The sequence below is a fragment of the Shewanella sp. GJ50-10 genome (genome assembly GCF_055808815.1).
This window is the reverse complement of record NZ_JBVVSS010000001.1, coordinates 30,983-46,419: the sequence shown is the minus strand read 5'-3', so window position 1 is coordinate 46,419 and position 15,437 is coordinate 30,983. Positions and strand designations below refer to the sequence as shown.

The window sequence follows — 15,437 nt, the reverse complement described above, 5'->3', positions numbered from 1 at the left end:
TCCGATTACACACTGCTGTATGCAACCGGAGTTAATCTGATTCGACTAATAATCATCTGCTTAATACTTCTCTAAACAGTCTACGATAAAGTCGACAAATCCAGGGCGATCAATGTTAAACATGACTTTAGCGTTATGCGGGTTGTCAGTAAGTTGATACCTATCTACCACCGTCATGCCTTGGGTATATTCACCTTTCGTTTCAACTCCTACCCAACAGTCTGTCGTCGTAAAGAGTTCAGGTTTAAGTAACCATGCAATCGTACAAGGATCGTGTAGCGGCGCCCCTGTAAAACCCCATTTAGGATCGCGATGATAAATCATGAAGAAATCAAGTAACTCAGCGACGCATTGAGCTACTGGGTTATCGATTCTACGAATACGCTCAATATCTTCATCCATAATTTGCGCTTCATGAGTCACATCTAAGCCACACATTACAATAGGAAGTTTTGATTTAAATACGATTTCAGCAGCTTCTGGGTCAACGAAAATATTGAACTCAGCAGCAGGAGTCCAATTGCCTGCGCCAGCCGCGCCACCCATTAATACTATGCTGTGAATATTGGCATGCAGCTCTGGATAAGCCGTTAAGAAAATAGCAATGTTAGTTAATGGCCCCGTAGGAATTAAGGTCACAGGGGTGTCACTTTGACGCACTTTTTCAGCAATCAGTTCAATTGCGGTTTGCGCCACTGGTTCAAATGCTGGATCAGGTAATTTAGGTCCATCTAGGCCTGATTCACCGTGAACATTATCAGCAATAATTAATTCTCTCGCCAATGGCTTAGGCGCACCTGAAGCAACGGGAATATCATGCCTACCCAAAAGCGTTAACACTCGCAAAGCATTATTCAGTGTTTTGGCTTGAGTTTGATTACCCGCACTCGTGGTAACGGCAAGTACGTCGAGTTCGGTTGAGCTTAATGCGAGAATTAGCGAAATTGCATCATCATGTCCGGGATCGCAATCAAGAATTACTGGACGCTTCATGGCTTACTCCTTATTTAGATGAGCTCAAAATTATCATGAAAGAAAAGTAAGGGAGGTGATATTCATCTAAGAATGATGAAGATGTCCAAGTCGGATAGTTGAGAAAACAAAAACGATGGCTATGACTAAGCTAAAGACAATGACAACGACTAAAGCCTGCCATGTTTTCAGCATTGTGTTTGCTACACCTCGCTTTATGCCATAAGCGTGATCTATATCACCTAGTGACATAGGTTAATAGTCGCACCTTAACGCAAACATCCTATTAGCAAAACCCTAAAAATGATAACATACACCCCACATCCCTTAACTCCCCTCCATAGGAAATATGATGACTCGTTATACACTTGCCGCTTCTTGTATTGCTTTAGCGTTATCAGCTAGTGCCAATGCAACCACCGTTGAAGAAGAACTAAAAGCCCTCAAACAGCGTATTGAACAATTAGAAGCGCAACAAAAAGAGGCACAACAACCACCAGCATCCGAACAGATAGAAGTTGAAGTCGTTAACGAAATCGTCAATGAAGTTGAGGTGGTTGAACAAACCGAAGCCAAAGTTAACTTTGGTGGCGCTGTGCGTGTCAATTATTCCTATGAAGACTTCAATGATGCCAATGCCGATCGCGGTGGCGATTTTGACTTTGATCTATTCCGTATTGATGTATCTGGCAGTTATGGCGACTTAATTTATTCAGCCCAATACCGCTGGTTTGAATACATGAACGTAGTTCAGCACGCTTGGATTGGTTATAACTTTGATGAAAATCAACAAGGCAAAATTGGTGTCACTCAAGTGCCATTCGGCATGCTGACTTATGCATCAAACAACTACTTTTTTAGTTCTAATTTTTATCTTGGTCTTGAAGATGACCACGATATGGGCCTGAACTACACCTATAAAAGTGATGTAAACCAGTTTGACTTAGCTTTCTATAAAAATGACGAACAAGGTGGTATCGATGGGTATGTATCAGATCGCACAGACCGCTACGCCTACGATGTTGTTGGTATTCGCTTAGATGGCGAAGATGCTTATGATGCGCCAACAGCAGGCTATGAAGCGGGTGAAGTGAATACCTTCAATTTACGTTACGCCCACAACTTTACCTTCGATAAGCTAGGTCTTGAACTCGGTGGCTCTGTGCAAGCAGGCCAACTGGAAATTGCCAACGGCACAGATGGCGATAACTTTGCTGCTGCAGTCCACGGTATTATTGATTACGATCGCTGGAATGTGAAATTACAGGTCACCGATTATGCCTATGACGTTGACGGCATGGATGTTGACCGTATTGTCGTTGCAGCCTACCACTTCTATGACTCAATCCCAGCAGAAGCGACGACTTACATCGCTAACGTAGCATACAGCCTACCTGTTGATTTTGGCCCAGTATCGAACCTAACCTTTTATAACGATTATTCTCTCGTAACAGGTAAGTCGGCGTCACTTGAAGACACCTTCATGAATGTCACTGGTATGGCCGTTTCTGCCGGAGGTTTATATACTTACTTCGATTATGTTGTTGCGGAAAATCAACCCTTTATTGGTGGCACCATGGTCGGTGATGGTGATACTAATAAGCGCTTCAATATTAACTTCGGTTACTATTTTTAAGTTATTCGTCAGTTAAAGTTAGTTTCTGAGTTAAATCAGTTGTAAACAAAAAGCCCGCTTATCTTTCGATAAACGGGCTTTTTGATTTATTAGGTGAGCTGGCCGATAAGCCGGGTCCTGTCGTGGACAGTTATTCATCTAGGCCTGCAATCGCTCACAGGCTCAAGCGACCTACCCGGTCCCAACGCGAGCAGCGCCATACGGGACCCTATTTGGTCTTGCTTCGGATAGAGTTTACCTTGCAACCAACTGTTACCAGTGGCCCGGTGCGCTCTTACCGCACCCTTTCACCCTTACCAACCGAAGTTGGCGGTCTTCTCTCTGCTGCACTTGTCGTCGGTTTACACCGCCCAGGCGTTACCTGGTATCCTGCTCTTTGAAGCCCGGACTTTCCTCCCCGTTCTTGCGAACGCAGCAACTGTCTGGCCAACTCGGCGCGGATTATAGCCTAACCACCAGCAACACACCAACATAAAGATAGTTAATTGAGCGTAAATGCTGGCAAACGCCCGAATTAAAGTCCGATCTCTAATCCATGCTTATATAAGGCATTCTTTTTCAAACCATAAATTTGCCCAGCAACAGCTGCCGCTTTTTTTAAGGGTAATTCTTCACACAGAATTTTTAAGGTATTAATCACAGTGGTTGAAAATTCTGATTCAACTTCAGTGCGATGACCATGACACATTAAGACAATCTCGCCACGCTGCTGGTTAGGATCATCTTTCACTTTCTGCAGCACTTCGCCTGCAGGGCCTGATAAAAAGGTCTCGAATGTTTTGGTCACTTCACGCGCCATGACGATTTCGCGATCGTCACCTAATGCGGCAACAATAGATTCAAGGCTGTGCACAATACGATGTGGTGATTCGTAAAAAATCAGTGTACGTGGATCTTCTTTAACAGCCGCTAATTTATCTAAACGACCTTTCTCTTTTGACGGTAAAAAACCTTCAAAAGAGAATCGGTCAGACGGCAGTCCTGATGCGCTTAACGCGGTAATAGCAGCACATGGGCCAGGTAAAGGAATAACATCAAATCCTGCTTCACGCACTTGTTTGACTAGGTGATAGCCAGGGTCTGAAATCAATGGTGTGCCGGCATCCGAAATTAATGCGACTGCTTCACCAAAGCCTAATTTTTGAATAATCCACTGCGCTCTGTCGCGTTCATTGTGATCATGCAATGCTGTTTTACGGGTTTCTATTCCGAAATGGCTAAGCAGTTTTCCACTATGACGCGTGTCCTCACAAGCAATCAATGAGACATTATTTAATACCTCGATCGCGCGGTTGCTGATATCCCCTAAATTGCCAATAGGAGTGGGAACGATATAAAGTGCGACCGATAGGTCCATAACTACCTCTGTATTGAATATCATCAAGACTTTCGCCAAGTGAAAGAGCAGGTTAAACTAGAGACAGCATCTTACCAGAGTGAAGCCCTGTGTTAAAAAGACTGATTACAACAAAATTCGTTTTCGCAGCCATTTTGTCTACTGTACTATTTGGTTGTGCAACCCAAACTACTGATAACAAACAAGCTATTGATAGTTCGTTAGCGACTGTAACTCAAACTGCTAATATTTATTTATCTGCAGCGAGTAACAGTGAGCAGCCACAAGAGCGCGATAGATATTTGCTATTAGCCGCTCATGCCTACGTGAATGAAGGTAATCTTACTGCTGCTGACAAATTACTGAGCTCAATGAAGCCAAATTTACAGCCAGAACCGAGCTTACAAGCCGAATGGTTGTATCTGTCTGCAAGAGTGGCTGAGCAAACGCGTTCAGATGCTGACGCACTGGCTATATTGAACTATCCGAGCCAATGGGATTTACCTAACTGGCAACGTGTGACTTATCATCAATATAAAGCACGGTTATTTAATCAAACTAAGCAACCTATTGATGAGTTACGCCAGCTAAGCTCGCTGAGTTTGTATTTACCGAAAGAGCAAGCCTTTGAGGTTAATGACACGATTTGGCGTACCTTGCAGCCTCTGCATGAAGAAACAATTAAAAGCTTTATGCATGATACCAGTAATCCAACCTTCTCAGGTTGGTTACAGTTAGCCTATATTGCTAAGCATTATGCCGTGGATCCATCACAGCTAGTGCGTTACCTAGGTGAGTGGCAACAGGCTAACCCAAATCATCCTGGGGCAGTAAAACTTCCTTCTGATTTAGAAAAAGCCCTTAATGCTAAACCCTATAAACCTCAAAGCATTGCCGTAATGCTACCGCTTACAGGGCGACGTGCTGCAGTTGCCGAGCCAATCAGGCAAGGCATTTTATCCAGTTACATGGCTGCATATGATGATCAAATCGAACTTAACTTTTTTGATACCAATTTAGGTGTAGAACAAGCTTATCAAGATGCCATTAAAGCGGGCGCTGAGTTTGTTATTGGCCCATTGCTCCCTAATGCTGTTGAAGAAATGCAAAGCTTGAATGATCAAGGCGTAATGACCATTCCACAGCTTTATTTAAATCAAACTGAAACCTTCACCGCTAATAACGACCAGTTCTATTTTTCACTGTCTCCAGCACAAGAGGCCAGTGATGCAGCCCTGCGTTTATTTAATGATGGCATTAGTTTGCCACTGTTATTAGTTAGCAATGATTCTACCGGTAAACGCATGGCGGAAAGCTTTAACAAGAAATGGTTTGAGCTGACTGAAGAAAATGCTGAGATTCATTATTACGATGGTGGCGATCAAATGAAGCTCACTGTGCAAGAAGCCCTTGGCGTCAAAGACAGTCAAGCGCGTATTGCCCGTATGAAACAACTGATTGGTAACAATATTGAAGCGGATTTTCGTTCACGCCGTGATATCGACGCTATCTACATGATTTCAGCCTCTAAAGATTTAGTCCTGCTGAAGCCTTTTTTAGATGTTAACTTCAGTGTATTTGCCGATCCTGTTGCGCTTTACACCACCAGCCGCAGTCGATTAAATGGTAACTCTACCCAATCAGCTCAAGAGCTTAATAACCTGATGATCAGTGATATTCCTTGGCTAATGGGCACCAACTCTGAAACCACCATGGTAAGTCAACTATGGAGTAACTGGAATAACGGCCAAAAGCGCTTATATATCATGGGTTATGATTCACTTGAGCTTGTGAGCCGCTTAGCACAGATGCGTGCTTTCCCGGGTTACCAATTTAACGGCCGCAGTGGCGCACTATCTGTAGATAATAACGGTGTCATTGAACGTACGTTGAGCTGGGGAAAATACCAGCGAGGACAGCTTCGTCCTTTATGATGCATTTTTATGAGCCATCTTTTATGAAGCATCTTTTATGAACCAAAGTAGCCAAGGACAACACGCTGAGACTTTAGCTCGAACTTACCTTGAACAACAAGGTCTACAGTTTGTGACTCAAAATCAGCGTTATCGTTTTGGTGAAATAGATTTAATCATGCGGGATAAACAATATTGGGTCTTTGTTGAGGTAAAGTTTCGCTCTTCAACCCAATTTGGTGGCGCATTAAATGCGTTATCGGCAGCACAAATATCGCGTATCAGAAAAGCTGCAGAGCAATATTTACAAACAAACAAAATCAATGCCCCGTGCCGCTTTGATGTGATTGCCATCAATGGCCAAGACATACAATGGCTGCAAGGGTGTTTTTAAATAGACAATTTTAGCTATAATGCTGCCAAGATAGTGATTTAAGCATGATAGCAACACTTTACCGAGTAAGGATTTAACCATGTTAGAACGTATTAAAGACAGCTTCACTGAATCAATTCAAACTAAAATTGATGCAGCAGAAGCATTACCAGAGTCGATTGAGAAAGCGGCTGAAATGATGGTTCAATGCCTATTAAGCGGTAATAAGATTCTTGCATGTGGTAATGGCGGTAGTGCGGGTGATGCGCAGCATTTCTCAGCTGAATTACTTAACCGTTACGAAATTGAGCGCCCACCATTACCAGCAATCGCCTTAAGCTGTGATACTTCAACAATTACTGCTATTGCAAATGATTACAGCTACGACGAGATTTACTCAAAGCAAATCATGGCACTAGGTCAACCTGGTGATATTTTATTAGCGATTTCAACCAGTGGTAACTCTGGTAACGTGATTAAAGCGATGGAAGCTGCGCTAGGTCGTGACATGACTATTGTTGCATTAACTGGTAAAGACGGCGGCGCGATGGCTGGCTTTATGAGTGAAGGTGATGTTGAAGTTCGCGTACCTTCGAATGTGACGGCACGTATTCAAGAGGTTCACTTATTAGTGATTCACTGCCTATGTGACAACATTGACCGTACTCTGTTCCCTCAGGACGAGCAAGCATGATAAAAGCGGTTCTTGTCATAGCAATACTGTTTCTGCTTCAAGGCTGTGCGGGTGTTGTTATGGTTGGTGCTGTTGGCGGTGCTAAAATGGCTAATGATGAGCGTAGTATGTCTACGCAAATCAGCGATACTAATGCCGATTTTGAAATCACCAGTGCATTGTCTAAACACAAAGATATTCATAGCCAAACCAATATTACTGGTGTGGTGCTGAACAGTAATGTGTTGATGATTGGTCAATCGCCAAACTCTATGCTGCGCGATAAAGCCATTAAAGTGGTACAAGAGCTAGAGATTGGCGGTAAGCTGCATAATCAAATTCGTATCGGTAACCCGACCTCTTTTACCACACGAAGCAATGATACGTGGATCACCACTAAAGTGAAAACCCGTATGTTGAACGATTCTGATTTAGATGTCACTCGGGTAAAAGTAGTGACTGAAAATGGTGAAGTCTTTCTGCTTGGATTAATTGCTCGCGATCAAGCCGATCTCGCTGTCGAAGTGACTCGAAATACTTCTGGGGTGAGAAAAGTCATTAAAGTGTTTGAATATTTAGACTCTGATTAAGGTTTACAAACACAACTAACTTGATGTTATCCGCAGAAAAAATCTAAAATCATCGCACTCTTGAAGTCCGATGATTTTTTCGTTTTTAGCCTTTATTAACTTAATGAAATCTTAGTAGAGCGCGTCGCCAAGTAGCGGATCATAAACGGAGCGACTAAGGTTGGCAGAACAATCAAGCTAGCCCCTACCCAACTTAATGCATCTAACCACTCCCCAAACAGCAGCCAGCCAAAGAAAATACAGAATAAAAGTCCCGAGTATTCAGCCACAGCAATATCACTGGCTTTGGCACTACGATAGGCCAAGATACAACAGAAATGATAAGCCAATATAAAACAATTACTCAGCAAGGATAATCCCACTAACGACCAAGAGATTTCGGCAAAACCAATACATACTCCTATGGCTGCTAAAGCAGGAATGCTTAATAAGTTATAAAGCATTAATGTCACAATAGGCGATTCAGTTTGAGGGAGTTTTCGCAATGTAATTTGGTTTATCGAGAAGGTTATCGCAGCAACTAACACTACGAGCCCAGACCAACTCATTTCTGATGGCCTAAGCAAAATAAGGATTCCAGCAAACCCTAAAAAAGTAATTGTCCACTGGCTAATAGTCACTTGCTCTTTTAGCCAAAAATAGCCTAAAACAATGATGATAATCGGTGCCGAGAAAAACACTGAACTCACCGTTGCTAGCGGGAGCGACAATAAACCGATGATTAAAGCGATTGAAGTGACCACACCGATGTTTGCGCGCAGTAATTGCAGTTTAAAGTTGGCAGTATTGGGTTTGCTCGCCAAAAACCAAAACGGTAATAGCATTAGCACACAACCCATCTGACGGATGAGCAAAAATGTAACAACATCAGCATCTTGGGGTAGCCACTTAATCGATACATCGTATAAGGCGCTAAACACATTACCGAGTACTAAAATCAGTAATGCGATAACAACATGCGGTTTCATGGCTTTCTCTACTTAAAGGCTTAAAAATCAGAAAAAGCATGATATCTAGCAAGTTTGAGCAGCAGAAATGATGTTTTTTATACATTCATGAGTTAAATTCATTAATGAATATTTTTTGTGTGCAAAATTCATACCCTAACTTTTAATGGCTGCATTGATATGAGAAAACTTCCACCATTACGCTCTTTACAAGTATTTGAATCAGCAGCTCGTTTACAGCATTTCTCCCGCGCTGCTGATGAACTTTGCATAACCCAAAGTGCTGTCTCCCATCAAGTAAAACAGCTTGAAGAGTATTATGGTGAATCATTATTTATGCGTAATACGCGGCAATTGCAGTTAACAGCTAAAGGCGCACTGCTATTTGAGCAAGCCGAGGCATCACTCAACTTGCTTGCTGACGTGAGTAAACAAATCACAGGTAATGACAGTCAGCAATTACGTTTGGCTGTTTACAGTTCATTTGCGATTAAGTGGCTTATTCCTAGATTAAGTGAGTTCCGTAAACTTCATCCTCAAATTGATATTCGTTTAGATATGATTGCCAGTAATCCACAATTAAGTGATAGCGTCGCTGACATGTTTATCTCTGACCAATCAGATCATAAAGGTTACAGTCACTTAACTTTACATAAAGAACGCTTGATACCTGTGGCCAGTCCCGAATACATCAAACAATGGTTGGTTAAGCCCACAAACGATACTCAACAGCTAAAAGATCGCTTAACTGACGCTGTATTGCTAACCGTCGATGAAGGCCAGTTAGGGATTGACTGGCAGCGCTGGTTCAAGGCAAACAAACTGACACCTTCAGCCTTGCAACAACAGCATATTTTTAGCCACGTGTTATTTGCCATTGAAGCAGCATTAGTCCATCAAGGCATTGCGCTAGCATCCGACTTTATGGTCAAAGATGATATTGACTCAGGGAGGTTAGTGGCGCTGAACCTACCTGATATTTTAACTGGTTTTGATTTTAACTTTAGCTGTAAACAACGCAGGCAAAGAGAACCTGCAATAGCTAGCTTTATTGAATGGTTGAAGCTGCAATCTCAATCGACATGAAATAGCTAAACATCATCAACAAAAAAGCCAGCATTCATGCTGGCTTTTATTTATCAATATAGATTTAGTCAGTAGCTATTTAGCGACTCAACTTTTAGTGCTTAACTTTTAATGATTACCTAAACAATCATGCCGATTTTTTCGTACACTTTTTTAATCGTTTCTTCAGCACGAGCTTGAGCTTTTTCAGCACCCGCTTTAAATACTGAATTTAAATACTCTTCGTCAGCTCTGATCTTATGGAAACGCTCTTGTATTGGTTCAAGCATAGCAACAACGGCTTCACCTGTAGCCACTTTTAAATGACCATACATTTTATCTTCAAAGTCTTTTTCAATCGACTCGATTGATTGACCATTACAACCTGACATAAGGCTTAATAAGTTAGACACACCTGGCTTTTCTTCAACATCAAAACGGACAACTGGTGGCTCTTCACTGTCTGTCATCGCCTTTTTAACTTTCTTCATAATCGCTTTTGGATCATCAAGTAGGCCAATAACATTATTACGGTTTTCATCCGACTTAGACATCTTCTTGGTCGGTTCTTGCAATGACATCACGCGGGCGCCAGTTTCTGGAATAAATGGTTCAGGCACAACAAAGGTATCGCCATATGCATTATTAAAGCGCGTCGCAATATCACGAGTTAGTTCTAAATGTTGCTTCTGATCTTGGCCAACAGGCACTTCATTCGCTTGATAAAGTAAAATATCAGCAGCCATCAATACAGGATAATCAAACAAACCAACGTTGATATTGTTGGCATGTTTTTGAGACTTATCTTTAAACTGAGTCATACGATTAAGTTCACCCATTTGGGTGTAACAGTTTAATGCCCAGCTTAATTGAGTATGTTGTGGAACTTGCGACTGTAAGAACACAGTACTTTTGTCAGGATCGATACCACAAGCCAGATAAATGGCGAGTGTATCTAAGCAAGCAGCGCGAAGTTTTTCAGGATCTTGTCGAACTGTAATTGCATGTAAATCAACGACACAATAAATACAATCGTGGCTGTCTTGCATACCAACCCACTGACGAAGCGCGCCCATGTAGTTTCCGATACTTAGCTCACCTGATGGTTGAGCACCACTAAACACGATAGGTTTTGCAGTCATTTGTTTTATTGCTCCATTGATTTAGCAGTTAGTTTTAGCCGTTAGTTTTAACAGAAGGTAATAAGGCTAAAATCTGATTAAATTGTTCGCATACCGCAGTTGGGCCGCTCAGCCCGATATCTTCACCGTAGTTGTACCCATAGGTCAAGCCTATTGAGCTTACTCCAGCAGCTTTTGCCGCAAATATGTCATTTTTTGAATCCCCAACCATTAATAACTGTTCGGATTCAAGTTGCCATTCATTCAAAATATGAGTGAGTGGCATAGGATCGGGTTTCATTTTAGCTAACGAGTCGCCGCCTAGTACCAAATCAAACAAGGCATCTATTTCGAATGCCTTTAATAATGGCACAGTAAAATGATGTGGCTTATTGGTAACTATCGCTAAAGGATAGCCTGATATTTTAAGCGTATTTAACGTTTCTACTACGCCAGCATATAGCAGACTGTGTTTTTGAAGGTGTTGCTGATAATGCACCATAAAGACAGGCATTGCGGCATCAAGCTCAGCTTCAGAAACTTCGTTAGTCGATGCACTTTCAGTTGACGTACTTTCAGTTAAAGCATTAGCTGAGCTATTCGCATTCTGCAGAGCGCGCTGCATCAAGACTTTTGCGCCATTACCAACCCAGTTCCTGACCTGTGCTTCTGAGCAGGTTGCCAGTCCAAGCTCTGCTAAGGTTGCTTGAGTAGCTGCAGCTAAGTCCGGCACACTATCGATAAGCGTGCCGTCTAAGTCAAAAGCAATGGCTTTAACCTTAGTAAAGTCAGCCATGATTAAGCATCAACTTTGGCTAGTTCTGCACGCATTTCATCAACCACTGTTTTATAGTCTGGCTGATTAAAAATCGCTGAGCCCGCAACAAACATATCAGCACCGGCAGCGGCAATTTCAGCAATGTTATCCACTTTAACGCCACCATCAACTTCAAGACGAATATCAAAACCGCTTGCATCGATTTTTTCACGCACTAGTCTTAGCTTATCAAGCGTCGATGGAATGAATGATTGTCCGCCAAAGCCTGGGTTTACAGACATCAATAGAATCACATCTAACTTATCCATCACATGATCAAGGTAATGCAGTGGTGTACCCGGATTAAATACTAAACCTGCTTTACAACCTGACTCTTTAATCAGCTGCAGGCTACGGTCTAAATGCTCTGAGGCTTCAGGGTGGAATGTAATAATTGAAGCGCCTGCTTTCGCAAAATCAGGAATGATGCGATCAACAGGTTTCACCATTAAGTGCACATCGATATCCGCAGTAATACCAAAATCACGTAAAGCCTGACAAACCATAGGACCGATTGTCAGGTTCGGTACGTAGTGATTATCCATAACATCAAAGTGAACAACGTCAGCACCAGCATCTAGTACGGCTTGAACATCATCACCTAAACGGGCGAAATCGGCAGATAAAATAGATGGGGCAATCAGAAATGGACGCATAGTCTTCTCGAAGCTATTAAAAGTGGCCTTATTTTACCCTTTGCAGAGAAAACGCTCTAGTCACAAACAGTAATAAAACTTTGTTAGCGTCAATAAATGTAAATTTTAATAACCTGTAAGTATTAAATTGATCTAGATCACAGTATATAGATGTTCATTAACTAGACAAATTTGCTATAATGCGACCTACGTCACTGTGTCTTTTTTCAATATATAGTTCTTGGTCCTTACATCTTCATGGATCGTAAAACAATTATTGAGGACACGTTTATTTATTCAATCTGAAAGTATGAGACAAGGACAGCCCTTATGATGTGCAATCAGCGAAAAATGAACACCTACCAAACAGGCAAGGTGACGTTAAAGCCTGTATTAAGTATTTTTTCAGCTAGTGCATTAATGTTTGTTGCTTACTTTGCGACATCTGATAATCGCGAGCAGTTATTCGCTGAAAATTGCGCTTGCTCTGACAATGCCACTTACAATTCTAGCTTACCAAGCAGCCACCCTAATAACCGCTGTGCAACTCAATCTGACGATGTTAGCTGGGGCAGCTGGGTTACGGGCAATAGCCGTTCAAGTCAGTTTCATTTCTTAGATTTACTAGAGCTGTTACATGGTAGCGAAAAAAGCAAACCTATCAGTGACATGCCAACAAACAATCCAAACGCTATTTAATGTCAATTTGGCGGGTATTTACCAGCACTGTAGCCGCATTTTTTGGGGTGCAAACGGAAGATAATCGCCAGCGAGATTTCAAACAAAACAACTCTCCACTGCCTTTCATTTTTATGGGAATAGCTTTAGCTGTACTAATGATTTTTTCTTTGATTTTTATTGTTAACCAAGTCTTAAGCTAAATAAATCAAAAAACCTTTCTGATTTATCTCACTCAAAGCCCAAACTTATTAATCGATCACTTCTTGATAATGATGATCATACAGAGCCATTATTTCATCCACTTTTTTACGTGAACTTCCTTTTTGACTGATATTACGCTGAACGGCAATAGAGGCGAGTTTTGCACCTCGGTATAGTTCACGAGTCAGTGGAATATCATGATTACTGATCAATACAGGAATATCACGCTCTAGCGCGGTATGGCGTGATTGTCTCGCCAAAAGAGCTTGGTCATCTAAGCTAAAACCTGGACCAACATAAGTAGTAAAGCTCGCTGTTGTTGATAAAGGGGCATACGGCGGATCGCAATAAATCACATCACCAGATAAGGACATTTCGAATGCTTGCTGATAGCTCACGCATTTGAATGTCGCTTTTTGGGCTTTTACTGAAAAATAACGAAGCTCTTCTTCTGGGAAGTAAGGCTTTTTATATGAACCAAAAGGAACATTAAAGCCGCCTTTTCGATTATAACGACATAAGCCATTAAAACCATGACGATTCATATACAGAAAATATACAGAGCGCTTGAAAGGATCTTTGGTTTGATTGAACTCGGTGCGAATGCGGTAGTATTGTTCCTTGTCATTCATTTCAGGAACAAACATCGCTTTTGCTGCTGCAATATACGCATCAGGTTCATTTTTAACGATATTATAGAGGTTAATCAGATCATGATTAATATCACATAGCAGGTACTCTTCATAATCAGTATTTAAAAAGACTGATCCTGCTCCCACAAAGGGCTCTATTAACCTTTTACCTTGAGGTAAGTGTTTTGCTAGCTCGTCAACGAGTTTAAATTTTCCACCCGCCCACTTAAGAAAGGCTCTATGCTTTTTAGTCATGAATACCAGTTACTAGCAAAATTAAAGCAGATGATTGTACTCTTTTTAATAAGAATAATCATTGTTTGAATCATCTAAACCAATGGCTTTTTAAGCGTTTAATTCGATTTGATTTCATATCCCTTGAGATCGCTCCATTTCCTAACCCACGGGGCAGTTAAAGCCAGCTCTTGTTGCAGTAAATCAGATGCCTGCTGCGCTTCGATTACACTGTCAAATTGACCAAACAAGACGATATGCCGGTTTTTGAAATTAGCTTGTACTAATTCAGATTCACTTTGCTGGAAGCTTTCAAGCTGTTGCAGGATATTATTAAGTGACTTTGGTTCCCGTACACTGGCTATCTGCAAGGTGTACCCGACTCGGTCAGTTAATTGCACGATATGGCTGTCAGACTCGTTAGTTACGCTGACTTCAAGTTTGTCTCGTTCTACTATGGTGCCTTCTTCAGCAACATCTGCTACCTGCACATCTGGATTTTCAAATTCTACTTGATGATTTTCGCTAACATCATTGGTATCAGCAGTGTCATTTTCATCTTTTTGCTGATTAATTACTTCATTATTTGATTCAGACATCACAGTAAAGGTTGATTCAATATTGTTCTGGTGAACAAGCGCCTCATCAGTAAAAATTTGATTATCTAGCTTAATGTCTTGTTTTGACTCTGATACGGTAATATTCATATTAAGAGCTGGTGTTACCGTTGAACGGCCATAATGATAAACAAACCACTGCGCGTCTGACTCTGGCATTGTATAAGCCGTAAATAATAAAACCGGCTCCTTTTCAATTTGCTGATCACTTTGAAATAAATACATTCCTGCTGCTAAAGCAGTTGTCAGAACAAATACAGAAAATACTGCTAACCAAGGCAAATACTTAGGCCATTTTTTAACTTCTTCGGGCTTATCTTCCAGTGCTTTTTTAAGTAAAGCTAAAACTTCAGTTGGCGTACCAGATTGTTTTCCTATTTGCGCTTGAATAATTTCACGAGGAATAAAAGGGGTTTTATTACTTCTAATGAGTAATGTGCGGTACAAACCTTCACGCTCAGCCAATGATAATGGTTCGATTTCTACATGAAGTAGTAACGCATGCATGGCTTCAGTTAATTCGAGGTTTAATTCTGCTAAAGAATCCGGTTCTATCGTGAATGTAATTGAAATGGGTTTTCCGGCACATCTTATTTGGGTCAAAACCAAACATTCAGCCCATAACTCACGAGGCATATGTTGTGCGTCGTCAATAATGATATGCAAGGGTTTAGTTAAGTTTGTCTGGATCCTTAGAAGAGTATCAGCCAGAGGTAACGCATCATCAAAAATGGGGGAAGAGATTAATTGAACCAGAATCTTACGGCGAATTTCTGCACTTTCAGCATGCATAGGACAGATAACTAAAGCTGAATTATAGTTATCTAACTCACTCGCAAGCGCAGTGACTAATGTGGTTTTACCTGAGCCCTTTGCGCCAGAAACAAGCACCAGTTGCTCACTATAACTCGCAATATGTTCTAGGCGCTGAACTAAAGCTTCTTGCGAAGGTAACAATAGCGTTTGTTGGATATCCAAAAGCCCACCATTAGAC

Annotated in this window: 16 protein-coding genes and 1 other RNA gene; 8 read left to right on the top strand and 9 right to left on the bottom strand. The window is 41.4% G+C overall.

What is annotated here, in order from left to right:
- Positions 1 to 60: 60 nt before the first annotated feature.
- The gene (rihA, locus tag AC0L4E_RS00210; protein ID WP_473677490.1) at positions 61 to 993 is read right to left on the bottom strand and encodes a pyrimidine-specific ribonucleoside hydrolase RihA; all 933 of its coding nucleotides are present in this window, start codon (positions 991 to 993) and stop codon (positions 61 to 63) included.
- 331 nt (positions 994 to 1,324) lie between these two features.
- Between rihA and AC0L4E_RS00205 the strand changes: the two genes are divergently transcribed.
- Positions 1,325 to 2,608 (top strand): carbohydrate porin, encoded by a 1,284-nt coding sequence (locus tag AC0L4E_RS00205; RefSeq protein ID WP_473677489.1) that lies wholly within the window; start codon positions 1,325 to 1,327, stop codon positions 2,606 to 2,608.
- 90 nt (positions 2,609 to 2,698) lie between these two features.
- Here AC0L4E_RS00205 and rnpB read toward each other — a convergent pair.
- An RNA gene (gene rnpB, locus AC0L4E_RS00200) (RNase P RNA component class A) lies at positions 2,699 to 3,042 on the bottom strand.
- An 80-nt stretch (positions 3,043 to 3,122) separates the two neighbouring features.
- A complete protein-coding gene (rsmI, locus tag AC0L4E_RS00195; RefSeq protein ID WP_473677488.1) occupies positions 3,123 to 3,965 on the bottom strand; it encodes a 16S rRNA (cytidine(1402)-2'-O)-methyltransferase in 843 nt (280 codons plus the stop codon).
- An 89-nt stretch (positions 3,966 to 4,054) separates the two neighbouring features.
- On the opposite strand from rsmI, the gene AC0L4E_RS00190 reads away from it, so the two are divergent.
- From AC0L4E_RS00190 to AC0L4E_RS00175, 4 genes are all read left to right on the top strand, one after another.
- Positions 4,055 to 5,878, top strand: a complete 1,824-nt coding sequence (locus AC0L4E_RS00190) for a penicillin-binding protein activator (RefSeq protein WP_473677487.1) — start codon at positions 4,055 to 4,057, stop codon at positions 5,876 to 5,878.
- A 37-nt stretch (positions 5,879 to 5,915) separates the two neighbouring features.
- Entirely contained in the window at positions 5,916 to 6,251 is a 336-nt protein-coding gene (locus tag AC0L4E_RS00185; protein WP_473677486.1) for a YraN family protein, read from the top strand.
- A gap of 79 nt (positions 6,252 to 6,330) precedes the next feature.
- Complete coding sequence (locus tag AC0L4E_RS00180; RefSeq protein WP_102527688.1) at positions 6,331 to 6,924, top strand: phosphoheptose isomerase; 594 nt, start codon at positions 6,331 to 6,333, stop codon at positions 6,922 to 6,924.
- Entirely contained in the window at positions 6,921 to 7,493 is a 573-nt protein-coding gene (locus tag AC0L4E_RS00175; RefSeq protein ID WP_473677485.1) for a BON domain-containing protein, read from the top strand. The genes AC0L4E_RS00180 and AC0L4E_RS00175 overlap by 4 nt, the downstream gene beginning before the upstream one ends.
- A gap of 95 nt (positions 7,494 to 7,588) precedes the next feature.
- On the opposite strand, the gene AC0L4E_RS00170 is transcribed toward AC0L4E_RS00175, so the two are convergent.
- A complete protein-coding gene (locus tag AC0L4E_RS00170; RefSeq protein ID WP_473677484.1) occupies positions 7,589 to 8,461 on the bottom strand; it encodes a DMT family transporter in 873 nt (290 codons plus the stop codon).
- A 159-nt stretch (positions 8,462 to 8,620) separates the two neighbouring features.
- On the opposite strand from AC0L4E_RS00170, the gene AC0L4E_RS00165 reads away from it, so the two are divergent.
- Positions 8,621 to 9,526, top strand: coding sequence for a LysR substrate-binding domain-containing protein (locus AC0L4E_RS00165; protein ID WP_473677483.1), 906 nt, complete (start codon positions 8,621 to 8,623; stop codon positions 9,524 to 9,526).
- A 119-nt stretch (positions 9,527 to 9,645) separates the two neighbouring features.
- Here AC0L4E_RS00165 and trpS read toward each other — a convergent pair whose 3' ends face one another.
- From trpS to rpe, 3 genes are read right to left on the bottom strand one after another with little or no spacing between them, the layout of a single operon-like run.
- A complete protein-coding gene (trpS, locus tag AC0L4E_RS00160; RefSeq protein ID WP_220752458.1) occupies positions 9,646 to 10,647 on the bottom strand; it encodes a tryptophan--tRNA ligase in 1,002 nt (333 codons plus the stop codon).
- Between the two features lie 34 nt (positions 10,648 to 10,681).
- Positions 10,682 to 11,422 (bottom strand): phosphoglycolate phosphatase, encoded by a 741-nt coding sequence (locus AC0L4E_RS00155; protein ID WP_473677482.1) that lies wholly within the window; start codon positions 11,420 to 11,422, stop codon positions 10,682 to 10,684.
- A 2-nt stretch (positions 11,423 to 11,424) separates the two neighbouring features.
- Positions 11,425 to 12,099, bottom strand: a complete 675-nt coding sequence (gene rpe / locus AC0L4E_RS00150; RefSeq protein WP_473677481.1) for a ribulose-phosphate 3-epimerase — start codon at positions 12,097 to 12,099, stop codon at positions 11,425 to 11,427.
- A gap of 309 nt (positions 12,100 to 12,408) precedes the next feature.
- Here rpe and AC0L4E_RS00145 point away from each other — a divergent pair, with 309 nt between their 5' ends.
- Positions 12,409 to 12,777, top strand: coding sequence for a hypothetical protein (locus AC0L4E_RS00145; protein WP_473677480.1), 369 nt, complete (start codon positions 12,409 to 12,411; stop codon positions 12,775 to 12,777).
- Positions 12,777 to 12,959: a DUF2970 domain-containing protein gene (locus tag AC0L4E_RS00140; RefSeq protein WP_473677479.1), complete on the top strand. Its 183-nt coding sequence runs from the start codon at positions 12,777 to 12,779 to the stop codon at positions 12,957 to 12,959. Before AC0L4E_RS00145 ends, AC0L4E_RS00140 begins: the two co-directional genes overlap by 1 nt.
- A gap of 48 nt (positions 12,960 to 13,007) precedes the next feature.
- On the opposite strand, the gene AC0L4E_RS00135 is transcribed toward AC0L4E_RS00140, so the two are convergent.
- The gene (locus AC0L4E_RS00135) at positions 13,008 to 13,847 is read right to left on the bottom strand and encodes a Dam family site-specific DNA-(adenine-N6)-methyltransferase (RefSeq protein ID WP_473677478.1); all 840 of its coding nucleotides are present in this window, start codon (positions 13,845 to 13,847) and stop codon (positions 13,008 to 13,010) included.
- A gap of 98 nt (positions 13,848 to 13,945) precedes the next feature.
- Positions 13,946 to 15,421 carry an ATP-binding protein gene (locus AC0L4E_RS00130; RefSeq protein ID WP_473677477.1) on the bottom strand — a complete coding sequence of 492 codons (1,476 nt, stop codon included), beginning with the start codon at positions 15,419 to 15,421 and terminating at the stop codon, positions 13,946 to 13,948.
- Positions 15,422 to 15,437: the final 16 nt, after the last annotated feature.